We start from the raw sequence: 14,475 nt of genomic DNA, 5'->3' as shown, positions 1-14,475 counted from the left end.
GCCTTCCTTGGAATAGCCACTTCTGGCATAGTGGCCTGGTGATCACGCCTGAGTTGCCCGCGGACCGTCGGATCAGTGGCCAACGCCTCGGCTCGGTGCTCGGGGCGTGGCAGCGCCCCGGTCCCGCCTACGTCGCGCTCGCCGACGCCGTCCGGGCCTCGATCTTGTCGGGCACCGTCCCGCTCAGCACGCGCCTCCCGTCCGAGCGCGAGCTCGCCGACGCCACCGGCGTCTCCCGCACCACGACCACCGCGACGTACGGGCTCCTGCGGGACGAGGGGTACCTGGTGAGCCGCCGCGGGTCCGGCACGGTCACCACCCTTCCCGCCGGTCCGGGCGCGCGCTCGTCGATGGCGGAGACGGTGCGCGACGAGCCCGGGATCGTCGACCTCGCGATGGCCGCGCCGTCCGCCCCGTCGTCCCTGCACGGCGCGTACCTGGCCGCCCTCGACGCGCTCCCCCGGCACCTCACGGGCACCGGGTACGCACCGCTGGGCCTCCCGGTCCTGCGCGAGGCGATCGCGCGGTGGTACACCCTGCGCGGGACGCCCACGACGCCGGACCAGGTGCTCGTCACCACGGGCGCGCAGCAGGCCATCCACCTGCTGGTCACCGCGCACGCCGGCCCCGGCGACCGGGTGGTCGTCGAGCACCCGACGTACCCGCACGCGATCGACGTCGTCCGGTCGGTGGGCGGCCGGGCGGTGCCGGTCCCCTCCGGCGAGGCCGGGCTCGACATCGACCTGCTCGAGTCGACCCTGCGGCAGGTCGCGCCGCGGCTGGTCTACCTCATCCCGAGCCACCGGAACCCGACGGGCACCAGCCTCAGCGACGAGGACAGCGCCCGGGTGCGCGCGCTCGCGCGGCGGCACCGCACGACGATCGTCGGCGACGAGGTGCTGACGGAGCTGACCATGGACGGGCCCGCGCCCGGCTCGTTCGCCGGCGACGGCACGGCCGCCGCCTACGTCGTCTCGATCGGCTCGGCGTCGAAGAGCTTCTGGGGCGGCCTGCGCGTCGGGTGGGTGCGCGCGCACCCCGACCTGGTCAACCGCATGGCCACCACGCGGGCGCACGTCGACATCGGCACGGCTCTCCTCGAGCAGCTGGTCGTGGCCGAGCTGCTCGCGCACTCCGACGAGCTCCTCGCCGGCCGTCGTGCGGCGCTGCGGGACCGCCGCGACCTGCTCGTCGGCCTCCTGCTCGACCAGCTGCCGTCGTGGCGGTTCGAGGTCCCCGCGGGCGGGCTGTCCCTGTGGGCCGACCTCGGGGCGCCGGTGTCCAGCGCGCTGGCCGCGATCTCCGCCCGGCACGGCGTGCGCGTGGTGCCAGGCACGGCGTTCGGGGTGGACGGCAGCTTCGAGCGGAACCTGCGCCTGCCGTTCACGACGACGGCCGACAACCTGCGCCGCGCCGTCGCCGGGCTGGCGGACGCCTGGGCCGGCCTGGGCATCACGGAGCCCGCCGCGGGACCCGCCGGAGTCCACGCGATGGTGTGACGCGTCAGGTCAGCGGCAGGGTCAGAGTCGGGGTCGCCTGCGCACCCTCGTGCAGCAGGCCCACCGCCTGGACGCCCTGCGCGGCGAGCGTGCGCCAGTGCTCGCCGAGCCACTGCTCGGCGTCGTACTGCGTGGTGAAGACCGGGCTCACGGGGCGGTCGAGCACGGCACCGTCCGCACCGTCGAACCGCCACTCCCACTGCGGTCGCAGGACCATCAGGCGACCGCCGTCCGGCGGGGCGTCCCGCGCAGCGCCTGGTCGGCCGCGAGCGCGCGGGTGATCCGCGAGGCGTACGCCGGTCCCTCGTAGATGAGTCCGGTGTAACCCTGGACCAGCGTGGCGCCGACGGCGACGTACTCGCGGGCGTCGGCAGGGGTGGTGATACCGCCGACGCCGATGATCACGGCGTCCGGCCCGAGGTGGTTGCGCAGGCGGGCCACCACGTCGAGCCCGCGCGCCAGCACCGGCGGTCCCGACAGCCCGCCGGGTCCGAGGTCGTGGCCGATGGTCGTGTTGACGGCGACGATCCCGTCGAGGCCGAGCTCGGCGGCGAGCTCGGCCACCGCGTCGACGTCGTCGTCGGACAGGTCCGGCGCGATCTTGACCAGCAACGGCACCGGGGCGATCCCGGCGGCCACCGTCGCCTCGTCGGCCGCGACGCGCGTGGCCTCGAGGATGGGCCGCAGCGCCTCGACCGACTGCAGGTCGCGCAGGCCGGGCGTGTTCGGGGACGACACGTTGACCACGAGGTAGTCGGCGTACGGCGCGAGACGCCCGGCGCTGGTGGCGTAGTCGGCGGGCGCGTGCTCGGCGGGCGTCACCTTCGTCTTGCCGATGTTCACGCCGACCACGAGCCGGCGACCCGCGGGCGTCGCGCGCAGGCGTCGCAGGCGCGCCGCCACCGCCTCGGACCCCTCGTTGTTGAAGCCCATCCGGTTGCGCAGCGCCCGCTGGTCCAGCACCCGCCACAGCCGCGGCGGCTCGTTGCCGGGCTGGGCGTGGGCGGTCACGGTCCCCACCTCGACGAAGCCGAACCCGAGCGTGGTCAGGCCGGCGACGCCGACGGCGTTCTTGTCGAACCCGGCGGCGAGGCCGAAGCGCGACGGGAAGCGCCGCCCCCAGACGTGGACGGCGCCGCGGTCGGACGAGGCGAACACCCGGCGGACGACGTCGCGCAGGCCCGGGACCTGCGCGACCACGCGGATCAACCGGAAGGCGACCTCGTGCGCGCGCTCGGGATCCATGCGGCGGAAGACGAGGTCGAACAGCAGGCGGTACACGCTGCTCACCCTAGGTCGTCGGCGGCGGGGCGGCCCGTGCGCCACAGCCACAGCAGCCCGAGGAACGGCAGCACCAGCGGGATGTACCCGTACCCCTGGCCGAACGCCGACCACACCGTCTCGTCGGGGAACTCGCCGACGTCGACGAGCGACAGGACGCCGACCGTGAGGACGCCCACCAGCTCGATCGACACGGCCCACCATGCGAGCCGACGCCAGTCCTTGGCCAGCGCGATCGTCGCGACGACGTATACGAGACCGGCCGCGAGCGAGAGCAGATACGCGACCGGCGCCTCGGAGAGCTTCGTCGCCACCTGATAGACGCCGCGGGCCGTCGCGGCGAGCGCGAGGATCCCGTACACGGCCACGAGCAGGCGGCCGGGGCCGCTCCCCGTCGGTCGGTGGTTGTCCGGTCGGTCGGTCACACGGTCCCCCAGATCTGGAGCAGTCGGAATTCGAGGAAGGCGACGGTCACGGCGGCGACGAGCAGGACCACCGAGCTCCAGCGCGTCCGCTCGGCGAACGCCCACGCCGCGGCGATGGGCAGGATGAGCAGCTGCGTCAGCACGTAGCCCCACAGGAGCACCCCGTCGACGTCGGGGCTCCCGGTGGCCGCCAGGATTCCGGCGACGACGCCCTGCACGACGAGCACGGCCTCGATCACCGCCCCACCCCACAGCTGGCGCAGGACGACCGCGCGGTCCCGGACGACGAACCAGAGCGCCCAGCCGGCGAGCGACAGGCACAGCGCGGCCACCAGCAGGGCCAGGGGGACGATCACGGTGCCCCACCGTACCGGCGGGGGCCGCGACGACCGTCCACCCGTCCGGATCTATCATCGAGCCGTGACGCTGACGCTGACCTCCCAGGACCCTGCCCGCCTCGCCGTCGACGCCCTGGTCGTCGCGGTCGCCCAGCAGGACGGAGCGCCCGCCGTCCTCGGCGCCGAACGCCTGCCCAAGGACCTGCGGGCCCAGCTGGCCGACGCCGCGGCGCTCGGCATCACGGGCGCCACCGACGAGGTCCGCCGCCTGCCCGGCACCGGGCTCGTGGCCACGGTCGTCGTGCTCACCGGCGTCGGGCCGGCCGACAAGATCACCCCCGAGGTGCTGCGTCGGGCCGCGGGTGCCGCCACGCGCGAGCTCGCCGGCACCGCGCGCGTCGGCCTGGCGCTCCCCGCCGACGACACGGCGTCCGTCGCCGCCGTCGCGGAGGGCGCCCTGTTCGGCGCGTACTCCTACACCCGGTACCGCGCTTCCGAGGCGGCCAAGCAGGCGCCGGTCGGCGTCCTCCAGCTCGTCACCGCCCACCCCCGGGACCGGGCCGCCGCCGCGGCCGTCGCCCGCGCCGAGATCGTCGCCGCCGCCGTGCACGGCACGCGCGACCTGGTGAACGCGGCCCCGAACGACCTGTACCCGGCGGCGTTCGCCGAGATCGCCAAGGCGGCGGTCAAGGACTCCGGCGCCAAGGGGCTCAAGGTCACCGTGCTCGACGACAAGGCGCTCGCAGCCGGCGGGTACGGCGGCCTCATCGGCGTCGGCCAGGGATCCGTCCGCGGCCCCCGCCTGGTGAAGGTGGCGTACACGCCGTCGCGTCCCAAGGCCAAGGTCGCGCTCGTCGGCAAGGGCATCACGTTCGACTCGGGCGGCATCTCGATCAAGCCCGCCGCCGGCATGGAGGCCATGAAGTCCGACATGGCCGGTGCCGCCGCCGTGCTGCACACGGTCCTCGCCGCGGCCCGCCTGGAGCTGCCCGTGGCCGTCACGGGCTGGCTGTGCCTCGCGGAGAACATGCCGTCCGGCACGGCCCAGCGCCCGTCCGACGTCCTGACCATCCGGGGCGGCAAGACCGTCGAGGTGCTCAACACGGACGCCGAGGGCCGCCTGGTCATGGCCGACGGGCTCGTCGCCGCCGTCGAGGAGAAGCCGGACGTCGTCATCGACATCGCCACCCTCACCGGCGCGCAGCTGGTGGCGCTCGGCCACCGCGTGTCCGCCGTCATGGGCACGGACGACGTGCGCGGCGAGGTCGTGGCCGCCGCGCAGGCCAGCGGCGAGCAGTTCTGGCCGATGCCGCTGCCCGCGGACCTGCGGGCGGGGCTCAAGTCCAAGGTCGCCGACCTCGCGAACATCGCGGACCGGTTCGGCGGCATGCTGACGGCCGGGATCTTCCTGCAGGAGTTCGTCGGGCAGACCCCGTGGGCCCACCTCGACATCGCCGGTCCGGCCTACAACGAGCGGGCGCCGCACGGGTACACGCCGGTCGGCGGCACCGGTGTCGGCGTCCGGACGCTCCTGGCTCTGCTCGAGGGCCGGGCGCCGGCGGCCTGACCGCCCTCAGGGCTCGAGACCGCGACCGCTGCTAGGCGTGCTTGCGCCGCCCGCGGAGCCGCTKCCGCGAGTTCCAGTCACGGACGCGCTGCGGGTAGCCGGTGCGCTGCACGTCGTAGACGGGGATCGCCATGTCGCGCGCGAGCTGCCACGCCGTCGCCGGGTCCGGCACCCGCCGACGGGTCCACTCACCGTCGGTGGCGACGAGCATCATCGTCGTCGGCGTGTCATTGGTGCGGGGCTCGACGTAGGCCTCCACGCCGACGCGCGTCGCGACGAAGTTCTTGAGGTGCGCGAGTGTCGCCTCGCGCGCGTCGCGGTCCGTCGGCGCGTCGGTGGCGGCCGGCTTGCGGCGCGAGAACAGGCCCATGGCGCACGAGAGTAACCTGCGAACCTGCCGGTTGCCGGGGTGTGATCGAGCAGACGGAACACCAGTCATGGGACGACTGTTCTGCTCATCACATGGTCGTGCGCGTCGTCCGGGTCGTTCCAACCCTGTCGGGATGACAGGATGGTCGGCGAGCTCGAGACCACCAAGTCTGCGTATGAGGAGTCTGCACGTGGCCGACACGAACGGCACCGCTTTCGACATCGTCGTCCTGGGCGGAGGCAGTGGTGGCTACGCCGCCGCGCTGCGCGCCGCACAGCTGGGCAAGTCCGTCGCCCTCGTGGAGGCGGACAAGGTGGGCGGCACCTGCCTGCACTACGGGTGCATCCCGACCAAGGCCCTGCTGCACGCCGCCGAGCTGGCGGACCACGCCCGCGACGGCGCCCACTTCGGCGTCCACACGACCCTCGACCACATCGACATGAACGGTGTGAACGAGTACAAGGCCACCGTCATCGGCCGCCTCTACAAGGGCCTCCAGGGACTGGTGAAGTCCCGCAAGATCACGGTCTTCGAGGGCTACGGCAAGCTCGTCGGCCCCGACACCGTCGAGGTCAACGGTGAGCGCATCACCGGCGGCCACGTGATCCTCGCGACCGGCTCGTACGCGCGCTCGCTGCCCGGCCTCGAGATCGGCGGTCGTGTCGTCACGTCCGACCAGGCGCTGCAGCTCGACTGGGTGCCGAAGTCGGTCATCGTCCTCGGCGGCGGCGTCATCGGCTCCGAGTTCGCCAGCGTCTGGAAGTCCTTCGGCGCGGACGTCACCATCATCGAGGCGCTCCCCCACCTCGTCGCGAACGAGGACGAGTCGCTGTCCAAGGCGTTCGAGCGCGCGTTCCGCAAGCGCGGCATCAACTTCAACCTGGGCGTCCGGTTCTCCGGCGTGACCCAGGACGACAACGGCGTGCACGTCACGCTCGAGGACGGCAAGACGTTCGACGCCGACCTCCTGCTCGTGGCCGTCGGCCGCGGACCCCGCACCTCTGGCGTCGGCTACGAGGAGCAGGGCATCACGCTGGACCGCGGCTTCGTCATCACGGACGAGCGCCTGCACACCGGCGTCGGCAACGTCTACGCGGTCGGCGACATCGTCCCCGGCCTGCAGCTGGCGCACCGCGGCTTCGCGCAGGGCATCTTCGTCGCCGAGGAGATCGCGGGCCTCAACCCGGCGGCCATCGTCGAGTCCGGCATCCCGCGCGTGACGTACTCCGACCCCGAGGTCGCCTCGGTGGGTCTCACGGAGGCGCGCGCCAAGGAGGTCCACGGGGCCGACGCCGTCGAGACGCTCGAGTACAACCTGGGCGGCAACGGCAAGAGCCAGATCCTCGGTACGCAGGGCTTTGTCAAGCTCGTGCGGCAGAAGGACGGACCCGTCGTCGGCGTCCACATGATCGGCGCGCGCGTCGGCGAGCTCATCGGCGAGGGTCAGCTCATCGTCAACTGGGAGGCCTACCCCGAGGACGTCGCGTCCCTCGTGCACGCTCACCCGACGCAGAACGAGGCCCTCGGGGAGGCGCACCTCGCGCTCGCCGGCAAGCCGTTGCACGCCCACAACTGACCACACGAATCGAAGGAGACACGAGCGGTCATGTCCGACAACGTGCAGCTGCCCGCACTCGGTGAGTCCGTCACCGAGGGGACCGTCACCCGCTGGCTGAAGAACGTGGGCGACACGGTGGAGGTCGACGAGCCCCTGCTCGAGATCTCGACCGACAAGGTCGACACCGAGATCCCGTCGCCGTTCGCCGGCGTGCTCGAGCAGATCCTGGTGCAGGAGGACGAGACCGTCGAGGTCGGCGCCACGCTCGCCGTCATCGGCTCCGGCCAGGCCTCGTCCGGCGAGGGCGACGCCGCCCCCGCGGCCGAGGAGCCCGCAGCCGAGGAGCAGGCGCCCGCCGAGGAGCCCGCCGCCGAGGTCGAGCCGCAGGAGCAGAGCACGGAGTCGCACGAGGAGCCCGCCGCGGAGGCGGCAGCGCCCGCGGCCGAGTCCACGTCCGGCGGCGCCAGCGAGAACGTCGTGCTCCCCGCGCTGGGCGAGTCCGTCACCGAGGGCACCGTCACCCGCTGGCTCAAGGCCGTGGGCGACGAGGTCGCGGTGGACGAGCCGCTGCTCGAGATCTCCACCGACAAGGTCGACACCGAGATCCCGTCGCCCTTCGCCGGCACGCTGCAGCAGATCCTGGTGCAGGAAGACGAGACCGTCGAGGTCGGCGCCACGCTCGCCGTCATCGGCTCCGGCTCCGCGCCGGCCGCCGATGCCGCTMCTGCTCCCGAGCAGAAGGCACCCGAGGCCGAGGAGAAGGCTCCCGAGCCGCAGACCGCTCCGGAGCCGGCCGCCGAGCAGGAGTCGGCCGCGCCGGCGCCCGTGCCGKCCACCCCGACGCCGGCTCCGGTGCCCGCCGCCGCACCCGCACCCGCGGCATCGCCGGCTCCCGCTGCACCCCCGTCGGTCTCGGGCACCTACCTCACCCCGCTCGTCCGCAAGCTCGCGGCCGAGAAGGGCGTGGACGTCGCTGCGCTCGTGGGCACGGGCGTCGGCGGTCGGATCCGCAAGGAAGACGTCCTCGACGCGGCAGCCAAGGCCGAGGCCGAGAAGGCAGCAGCCGAGGCGGCGAAGGCCCAGCCGGCCGCCGCCAAGCCCGCCGCCCCMGCCAAGCCCGCCGCGGCCGTCCCGGCGGTCTCACCGCTGCGTGGCACGACCGAGAAGGCCAGCCGGCTGCGCCAGATCATCGCCGAGCGCATGGTCGACGCCCTGCACTCGCAGGCTCAGCTGACCACGGTCGTCGAGGTCGACGTCACCCGGGTCGCCCGCTTGCGCGCCAAGGCCAAGGAGGACTTCAAGGCACGCGAGGGCGTCAACCTCACGTTCCTGCCGTTCTTCGTGCTGGCGGCCGTCGAGTCGCTCAAGGCGTTCCCGAAGATCAACGGCGTGCTCGAGGGCAACCAGATCACCTACCACGCGCAGGAGAACGTCGGCATCGCTGTCGACACCGAGAAGGGCCTGCTCGTCCCGGTGATCCGCGACGCGGGCGACCTGAACCTCGCCGGCATCTCGCGCAAGATCGTCGACCTCGCAGGTCGCACGCGCCAGAACAAGGTCACGCCGGACGAGCTGAGCGGTGCCACGTTCACGGTGACCAACACCGGCTCGGGCGGCGCCATCATCGACACCCCGATCGTCCCCGGTGGCACGTCCGCCATCCTCGGCACCGGCGCGATCGTCAAGCGCCCGGTCGTGGTCCAGGACGCGGACGGCGCCGAGGTCATCGCGATCCGCTCGATGTGCTACCTGTCGCTCTCCTACGACCACCGCCTGGTCGACGGAGCGGACGCCTCGCGGTACCTCAGCGCGGTCAAGGCCCGCATCGAGGAAGGCGCGTTCGAGTCCGAGGTCGGCCTCTGACGCACGGCTCCACCTGATCGACCGACGGCCCGGTACCCCGCAGCGGGTGCCGGGCCGTCGACATGTCGGCGGGACGTCCCGACCGTAGGGTGACGGCATGCAGGTCGTCGTCGCGGGGTCGCACGGGTTCATCGGCAGCAGGCTCGTCCCGCATCTGCGGGCGGGCGGGCATCGGGTCACGGTGCTCGTGCGGGGCGAGGCCAAGGGCGCCGACCAGATCGCGTGGGACCCGGTGGCCGGCCGGCTCGACCCCGCCGCGCTCGCCGGCGCGGACGCGGTCATCAACCTCGCGGGCGCGAACCCCGGGTCGAGGCCGCTGACCGAGGCCCGCAAGCGCGAGGTCCTCTCGTCGCGGCTGCTGACCACCCGGCTCCTGGCGCGGACGCTCGCGGAGCTCGACGACGGGCCGCAGGTGCTGCTGCAGGCGTCGGGGATCGGCGCCTACGGCTCCCGCGGCGAGGACGTGCTCGACGAGGACGAGCCGATCGGCACCACGTTCTTCGCGAACGTCGTGCGGCAGTGGGAGGCGGCCACCGCGCCCGCCGCCGACGATGGCGTCCGCGTGGTGCACCTGCGCACCGGGATCGTGCTCGGGCAGGGCGGTGGGGCGCTGGGACCCTTGCTGCCGCTGATCAAGGCCGGAGTCGGCGGGCGGCTCGGGTCGGGGCGGCAGTTCTGGCCGTGGATCACGCTGCTGGACGAGGTCCGGGCGATCGAGCACCTGCTCACGGCCGACGTGCAGGGTCCCGTCAACCTCGTCACCGCACCCGCCCGGAACGCCGAGGTGGTCGCCGCGCTGGCCGGTGCGTTCCACCGTCCGGCGGCGATCCCGGTGCCGTCCTTCGCGCTGCGCTTGGTACTCCGCGACTTCTCCTCGGAGGTGCTCGGGTCGATCCGGGCGGTCCCCGCCGTGCTGGACGCCAGCGGCTTCGCCCCCGTGCACGGCGACCTCGCGACAGCCGCGGCCTGGGTGGCCGCCGGCTGACGTCAGGGTTCCACCACGTCCCACACGCGCCAGCCTTCGTCGGTCCAGCGCAGCCCGAGCACGACCGTGCGGGCCGCCGGTGCGGGCGTCTGCGACGGCGTCGTCGTGACCGCGGACACCGCGACGTCGGTGGTGGTGGCCCGGCTTCCGTCGTCCTCCACCAGCCACGCGTCCTGCACGTCGACCGTCAGCCCGTCCGCGTGCCGCCCACCACGGCCGGCGAGGAGCTGCACGTCCGCGGTGTGCGCGGGGCCGTCGGGAACCTCCGCCGCGTCGAGCGCCGCCGGGTCCGCATCGCCTACCGCCGCGGCCCGCAGCCTGCTGAGCTGGGCGGCGGCCGCGACCGGGTCGTCGCGGTCCAGCACCACGTCGACCCGTCTGGACTCGACCAGCCCGAAGGCAACCGCCCCAACGACCAGCACGGTCGCCGCGACGCCGACAGCGAAGGCCCGGCGACGCCGTCGGACCCGCTCCGCTCGCCGCACGCCGCGCGGCAGGTCGTGCTCGCGGCGGGCGCCGGCGGCCAGCGACGAGGACGCCAGCGCACCTGCGTCGGGCAGCCGGACCGGCTCCGGCTCGGTGATCCGGTAGCACCGGTCCACCACGCGGCCCGCCTCGAGCCCGGGGACCGTCAGCAGCTCGGCCAAGGCCTCCCGCAGCGCCGGCCGGTCGGCCACGTCGGACACCAGATGGATGTCCTGGCTCGGCAGCTGGGCGAGCACGGTGGCGATCAGGCGCCGCAGGTCCGCCTCGGGGTCACCCGCCGCGAGCACCGCACCGCGCAGGTCGGTGAGGACCGGCCGGCCGTCGGGGCGCACGACGACGGCCGACGCCGTCACGCCACCGTGGACCATGCCCGCGTCGTGCAGGGCGCCGAGCGCTCCCGCGACCGGGATCGCCACCGTCGCGGCCTCGCCGTCGCTCAGCGGCGCGCGCGCGGCGCGGACCTGCGCGAGCGTCAGGCCGGGCACGTGCTCGACCACGAGCCCGAGCCGCCCCGGGGAGAGCTCGATCACGTCGAGCAGCTGGGCGAGGTGCTCGTGCCGCAGTGCGCGGAGCCGGGCGACGCGGGCCGAGAGGAGCTCGTCGACCACGGCGGGCACGACGTGGAGCTCGAGCCGCCGCTCGGAGCCGTCGAGGGCCACGGCCAGCCAGCCCTCGCCCGCCAGCTCGACGGGGCGGAACCCGACGTGGGCGAGCACGGTCTCGACGTCGGCCGGCACGAGGTACGCGTCCATGCCGGTCATCCAAGACCCGTCCGGGCTCGCGCGTCGGCCGTCGTCCACAGGCCGCGCGCCCTCAGTCGAGCAGGACCACCCGGCGCTCGTCGGTGGACACCTGGGCGGCGTCCAGGACGCGTGCCGTGCGCGCCGCGTCGGCGGGGTCGACGGGCGGCGGCCCGCCGTCCACCACCCACCGCACCACGGCGCGGTACAGGTCGACGTGCCCGCCGGCCGCGCGCGGCACCGGTGTGCGCTCCGCGCCGCGGACCAGCCACCCCTCGTGCACCGGCTCCCCCGGTCGACGGGTCTCCTCGTAGGCGTCGTCCAGCGCGGCGAACGGCGTCGGCTCCCCCTCGAAGCTGGTGACCAGGAACGCGCCGCCGTCTCCCAGCACGCGCGTGCGGGGCCCGGGAGCGCCGACGACGCCACCGGCCTGCAGGTGGCTCACGACGCCGTCACGCGCGTGCACGAGCGCGAGGAACACGTCGTCGGTGGCGGGCGTCGAGCGGGCGTGCAGCTCGGCGTAGACCTGTGCGACGGGTCCGAAGAGCTGCACGGCCGAGTCGACCAGGTGGGCGCCGAGGTCGAGCAGGAGCCCGCCGGACTGCGGGTCGTTCTCCTTCCAGCGGTCCTGCGGCACCGGCCGGAACCTCTCCCAGCGTCGCTCGAAACGATGCACCGTGCCCAGCTCGCCGCTCGCGAGCAGGCCCAGCAGCGTGAGCTGCTCGCTGTCCCACCGCCGGTTCTGGAAGACGGTGAGCCGATTGTCGGCGCGGTCGGCCAGCGCCTGGGCGTCGGCGGCGGTGGTGGCCAGCGGCTTGTCGACGAGCACGTGCAGGCCGGCGTCCAGGGCGGCGCTCGCGTGCGCCACGTGCTCGCCGGTGGGGCTCGCGACGACGACGAGGTCGAGCTCGTCGGCCCGCGCAAGCAGCCCGTCGACGTCGGTCACGACCGTGGCTCCCGGCCAGTCCTGCTCCACCTGGGCCGCGCGGCTCCGCGTGACGACCGCGGTCACGCGCTGCCCCGCCTCGCGCAGCAGCCGGGCGTGGATCCCCCGGCCCGCTCCCCCGTACCCGACCAGACCGACCCGCAGCGGCTCCATGCGGCTCACTCTAGGTCGGCTGCCGCACCGTCCTTGCGCCCGAGCGCGCTGGGCCACCACGTGCGACGACCGAGGTCGTGCACGAGGGCGGGTACCAGCAGGCTGCGGACCACGAGCGTGTCGAGGAGCACGCCGAAGGCGACGATGAACGCGATCTGCGCGAGGAACAGCAGCGGGATGACGCCCAGGGCCGCGAAGGTGGTGGCCAGCACCACGCCCGCCGAGGTGATCACCCCGCCGGTGACCGCCAGGCCCCGCACCACGCCGGCCCGCGTCCCGACCTGCGCGGACTCCTCACGCACGCGGGTCATGAGGAAGATCGAGTAGTCGACCCCGAGCGCCACGAGGAACACGAAGGCGAACAGCGGCACCACCGGGTCCGCGCCCGCGAACCCGAACACGTGGTTGAAGAAGATCGCGGCCACGCCGAGCGCCGCCGCGAACGACAGCACGTTCGCGACCAGCAGCAGGGCGGCCGCCACGACCGACCGCAGCAGGAACATGAGGATCAGCCCGATCACCAGCAGCACGACCGGGACGATCACCCGCAGGTCCCGCTCGCTGGCCAGCTGCGTGTCCAGCGTCTGCGCTGCGGCTCCGCCCACGACGGCGGTGGGGCTGACCTCGTGCACGGCGGCCCGCAGGTCCTCGACGGTCGCGACGGCCGCCTGGGTGTCGGCCGAGGCCGTCGTCGTGACGTCGAGCCGCACCCGCCCGTCGACCACGATCGGCGGCGCGTCCGTCGCCGGGGCACCCGCTCCGGCCGGCGCGCCGGTGTACGGCACGACGGCGTCCACGCCCTCGACCCCCTCGGCCGCGGCGGTGACGGCCTCGACGTCCGCCTCGTCGACGATGACGATCGCCGGCTGCACGGCGCCCGCCGGGAAGTGCTCCGTCAGGACCGCCTCGCCGCTGACCGCGTCCACGTCGGTGAGGAAGATGTCGACCTGGCTCGTCCCGGACGCGTTGAGCGTGGGCAGGAACGCCGCACCGATGCACAGCGCGACGGCGGTGAGGATCCACACCGCGCGGTCCCGCCGGCCGACGAACCGGGCGAGCCGCGCCCAGACCCCGGTGCCCTGCGCGGGGTCCACCACCGCGGCGTCGATCGCGTCGGGCCGCGGAGCGCGCGGCCAGAACAGGACGCGCGAGTGCTTGCCGAAGACGAGGAGCAGTGCCGGCAGGAGCGTGAGGGCGCCCAGCAGCGCCGACGCGATGCCGATCGCCGCCACGGGCCCGAGGCTGCGGTTCGAGCCGAGGTCGGACAGCAGCAGGCACAGGACGCCGGCGATGACCGTGCCCGCACTGGCGGCGATGGGCTCGACGCACGCCCGCAGCGCGCGGCGCATGGCGGCTGCGGGGTGCTCGACGTGGTGGAGCTCCTCCCGGTACCGCGCCACGAGCAGCAAGGCGTAGTCGACCGACGCTCCGACCACGAGGATCGAGAGGATCCCCTGGGACTGGCCGTTGAGGACGATCGTGCCGTTCTTCGCGAGGTGGTACACCACCAGGCCGGCCAGGCACAGGGCGAACACCGCCGTGAAGATCACCACGAACGGCAGGAACGGCGAGCGGTAGACGATCGCGAGGATCAGCAGGACCGCACCGAGCGCGACCAGCAGGAGCACGCCGTCGATGCCGCCGAAGGCCGTGACCAGGTCGGCGACGAAACCGGCGGGACCGGTGACCCAGGCGTGCAGGCCGAGGTCGCCCGCGGTGGTCGAGGTCGCGCCGAGGTCCTCCTCGAGCGACTCGCGCAGCGCGAGCACGAACGAGTCGGTGACGCCCTCGTCGCCGGCCAGCAGGTCGTCGGCCTTCGCGCCGTCCAGCGAGAACGCGACGAGCAGCGCCTGCCCGTCCTCGGCCGGGACCACGGCCGGCTCTCCGACGAGGTACTCGGACCACGTGCCCTCGTTCCCCGCCGGCAGCGCCTGGTCGGGCACCCCCTCCGCCCACTGCTGGACCGCCGCCAGCTGCTCCGGGGTGACGTCGCCACCGTCCTCCGGCTCCAGGACCACCAGCGCCGGTAGGGTCTCCGTGTCGACGAAGCCCTTGCTCTCCTCGGCGGCCTTGGTGGACTCGGCCGACGAGGGCAGGAACGCCGAGGCGTCGTTGGTCTGGACCTGGGACAGCTTGCCCTGAGCCATCCCGCCCACCGACCCGATGCCGAGCCACACCACCAGGGCGACGCCGACGAGAACGGCGCGGACGATCGTCGAACGGCGATTACTCAGCATGCTGAGTATCATTGGCGACGATCCTCC

At 73.9% G+C, this 14,475-nt stretch carries 13 protein-coding genes; 5 read left to right on the top strand and 8 right to left on the bottom strand.

The features are described 5' to 3' along the window. Positions 1-38: 38 nt before the first annotated feature. Positions 39-1,499, top strand: a complete 1,461-nt coding sequence (gene yczR, locus AC1DYZ_RS03625) for a MocR-like transcription factor YczR (protein WP_477063850.1) — start codon at positions 39-41, stop codon at positions 1,497-1,499. Between the two features lie 4 nt (positions 1,500-1,503). Here yczR and AC1DYZ_RS03620 read toward each other — a convergent pair whose 3' ends face one another. Genes AC1DYZ_RS03620 through AC1DYZ_RS03605 form a run of 4 tightly spaced genes read right to left on the bottom strand, consistent with a single transcriptional unit; the run spans position 1,504 to position 3,561 of the window. Continuing rightward, complete coding sequence (locus AC1DYZ_RS03620; RefSeq protein ID WP_477063849.1) at positions 1,504-1,716, bottom strand: hypothetical protein; 213 nt, start codon at positions 1,714-1,716, stop codon at positions 1,504-1,506. Next, a complete protein-coding gene (locus tag AC1DYZ_RS03615) occupies positions 1,716-2,780 on the bottom strand; it encodes a quinone-dependent dihydroorotate dehydrogenase (RefSeq protein WP_477063874.1) in 1,065 nt (354 codons plus the stop codon). The genes AC1DYZ_RS03620 and AC1DYZ_RS03615 overlap by 1 nt, the downstream gene beginning before the upstream one ends. 5 nt (positions 2,781-2,785) lie before the next feature. After that, positions 2,786-3,205, bottom strand: coding sequence for a hypothetical protein (locus AC1DYZ_RS03610; RefSeq protein ID WP_477063848.1), 420 nt, complete (start codon positions 3,203-3,205; stop codon positions 2,786-2,788). Then, positions 3,202-3,561, bottom strand: coding sequence for a hypothetical protein (locus tag AC1DYZ_RS03605; protein WP_477063847.1), 360 nt, complete (start codon positions 3,559-3,561; stop codon positions 3,202-3,204). The genes AC1DYZ_RS03610 and AC1DYZ_RS03605 overlap by 4 nt, the downstream gene beginning before the upstream one ends. A gap of 64 nt (positions 3,562-3,625) precedes the next feature. Here AC1DYZ_RS03605 and AC1DYZ_RS03600 point away from each other — a divergent pair, with 64 nt between their 5' ends. Next, positions 3,626-5,110, top strand: coding sequence for a leucyl aminopeptidase (locus AC1DYZ_RS03600; RefSeq protein WP_477063846.1), 1,485 nt, complete (start codon positions 3,626-3,628; stop codon positions 5,108-5,110). A 31-nt stretch (positions 5,111-5,141) separates the two neighbouring features. Here the strand turns inward: AC1DYZ_RS03600 and AC1DYZ_RS03595 are convergent, their stop codons facing one another. Beyond that, positions 5,142-5,480 (bottom strand): oxidoreductase, encoded by a 339-nt coding sequence (locus tag AC1DYZ_RS03595; protein ID WP_477063845.1) that lies wholly within the window; start codon positions 5,478-5,480, stop codon positions 5,142-5,144. A 190-nt stretch (positions 5,481-5,670) separates the two neighbouring features. On the opposite strand from AC1DYZ_RS03595, the gene lpdA reads away from it, so the two are divergent. The 3 genes from lpdA (at position 5,671) to AC1DYZ_RS03580 (ending at position 9,886) form a co-directional block, all read left to right on the top strand. Next, positions 5,671-7,056 carry a dihydrolipoyl dehydrogenase gene (gene lpdA, locus AC1DYZ_RS03590; RefSeq protein WP_477063844.1) on the top strand — a complete coding sequence of 462 codons (1,386 nt, stop codon included), beginning with the start codon at positions 5,671-5,673 and terminating at the stop codon, positions 7,054-7,056. 30 nt (positions 7,057-7,086) lie between these two features. After that, a complete protein-coding gene (gene sucB, locus AC1DYZ_RS03585) occupies positions 7,087-8,901 on the top strand; it encodes a 2-oxoglutarate dehydrogenase, E2 component, dihydrolipoamide succinyltransferase (RefSeq protein WP_477063843.1) in 1,815 nt (604 codons plus the stop codon). A 97-nt stretch (positions 8,902-8,998) separates the two neighbouring features. Beyond that, the gene (locus tag AC1DYZ_RS03580; protein ID WP_477063842.1) at positions 8,999-9,886 is read left to right on the top strand and encodes a TIGR01777 family oxidoreductase; all 888 of its coding nucleotides are present in this window, start codon (positions 8,999-9,001) and stop codon (positions 9,884-9,886) included. Between the two features lie 2 nt (positions 9,887-9,888). Here AC1DYZ_RS03580 and AC1DYZ_RS03575 read toward each other — a convergent pair whose 3' ends face one another. From AC1DYZ_RS03575 to AC1DYZ_RS03565, 3 genes are all read right to left on the bottom strand, one after another. Beyond that, the gene (locus AC1DYZ_RS03575) at positions 9,889-11,124 is read right to left on the bottom strand and encodes a protein kinase family protein (protein WP_477063841.1); all 1,236 of its coding nucleotides are present in this window, start codon (positions 11,122-11,124) and stop codon (positions 9,889-9,891) included. Positions 11,125-11,185: 61 nt separating this feature from the next. After that, positions 11,186-12,211, bottom strand: a complete 1,026-nt coding sequence (locus tag AC1DYZ_RS03570; RefSeq protein WP_477063840.1) for a Gfo/Idh/MocA family protein — start codon at positions 12,209-12,211, stop codon at positions 11,186-11,188. A gap of 5 nt (positions 12,212-12,216) precedes the next feature. Beyond that, on the bottom strand, positions 12,217-14,448 hold the full coding sequence (locus AC1DYZ_RS03565; protein WP_477063839.1) for an MMPL family transporter: 2,232 nt from the start codon (positions 14,446-14,448) through the stop codon (positions 12,217-12,219). Positions 14,449-14,475: the final 27 nt, after the last annotated feature.

It is taken from the genome of Cellulomonas sp. P1_C4, assembly GCF_056406355.1.
The sequence above is the reverse complement of the archived record's forward strand: the minus strand, read 5'-3'. Positions and strand labels throughout refer to the sequence as shown.

What these genes read in the sequence shown, in the direction of transcription:
- AC1DYZ_RS03620 (WP_477063849.1), bottom strand. Translation starts at nt 1,716, where the DNA reads ATGGTCCTGCGACCGCAGTGGGAGTGGCGGTTCGACGGTGCGGACGGT.
- AC1DYZ_RS03580 (WP_477063842.1), top strand. Translation starts at nt 8,999, where the DNA reads ATGCAGGTCGTCGTCGCGGGGTCGCACGGGTTCATCGGCAGCAGGCTC.
- AC1DYZ_RS03575 (WP_477063841.1), bottom strand. Translation starts at nt 11,124, where the DNA reads ATGGACGCGTACCTCGTGCCGGCCGACGTCGAGACCGTGCTCGCCCAC.
- AC1DYZ_RS03570 (WP_477063840.1), bottom strand. Translation starts at nt 12,211, where the DNA reads ATGGAGCCGCTGCGGGTCGGTCTGGTCGGGTACGGGGGAGCGGGCCGG.
- AC1DYZ_RS03565 (WP_477063839.1), bottom strand. Translation starts at nt 14,448, where the DNA reads ATGCTGAGTAATCGCCGTTCGACGATCGTCCGCGCCGTTCTCGTCGGC.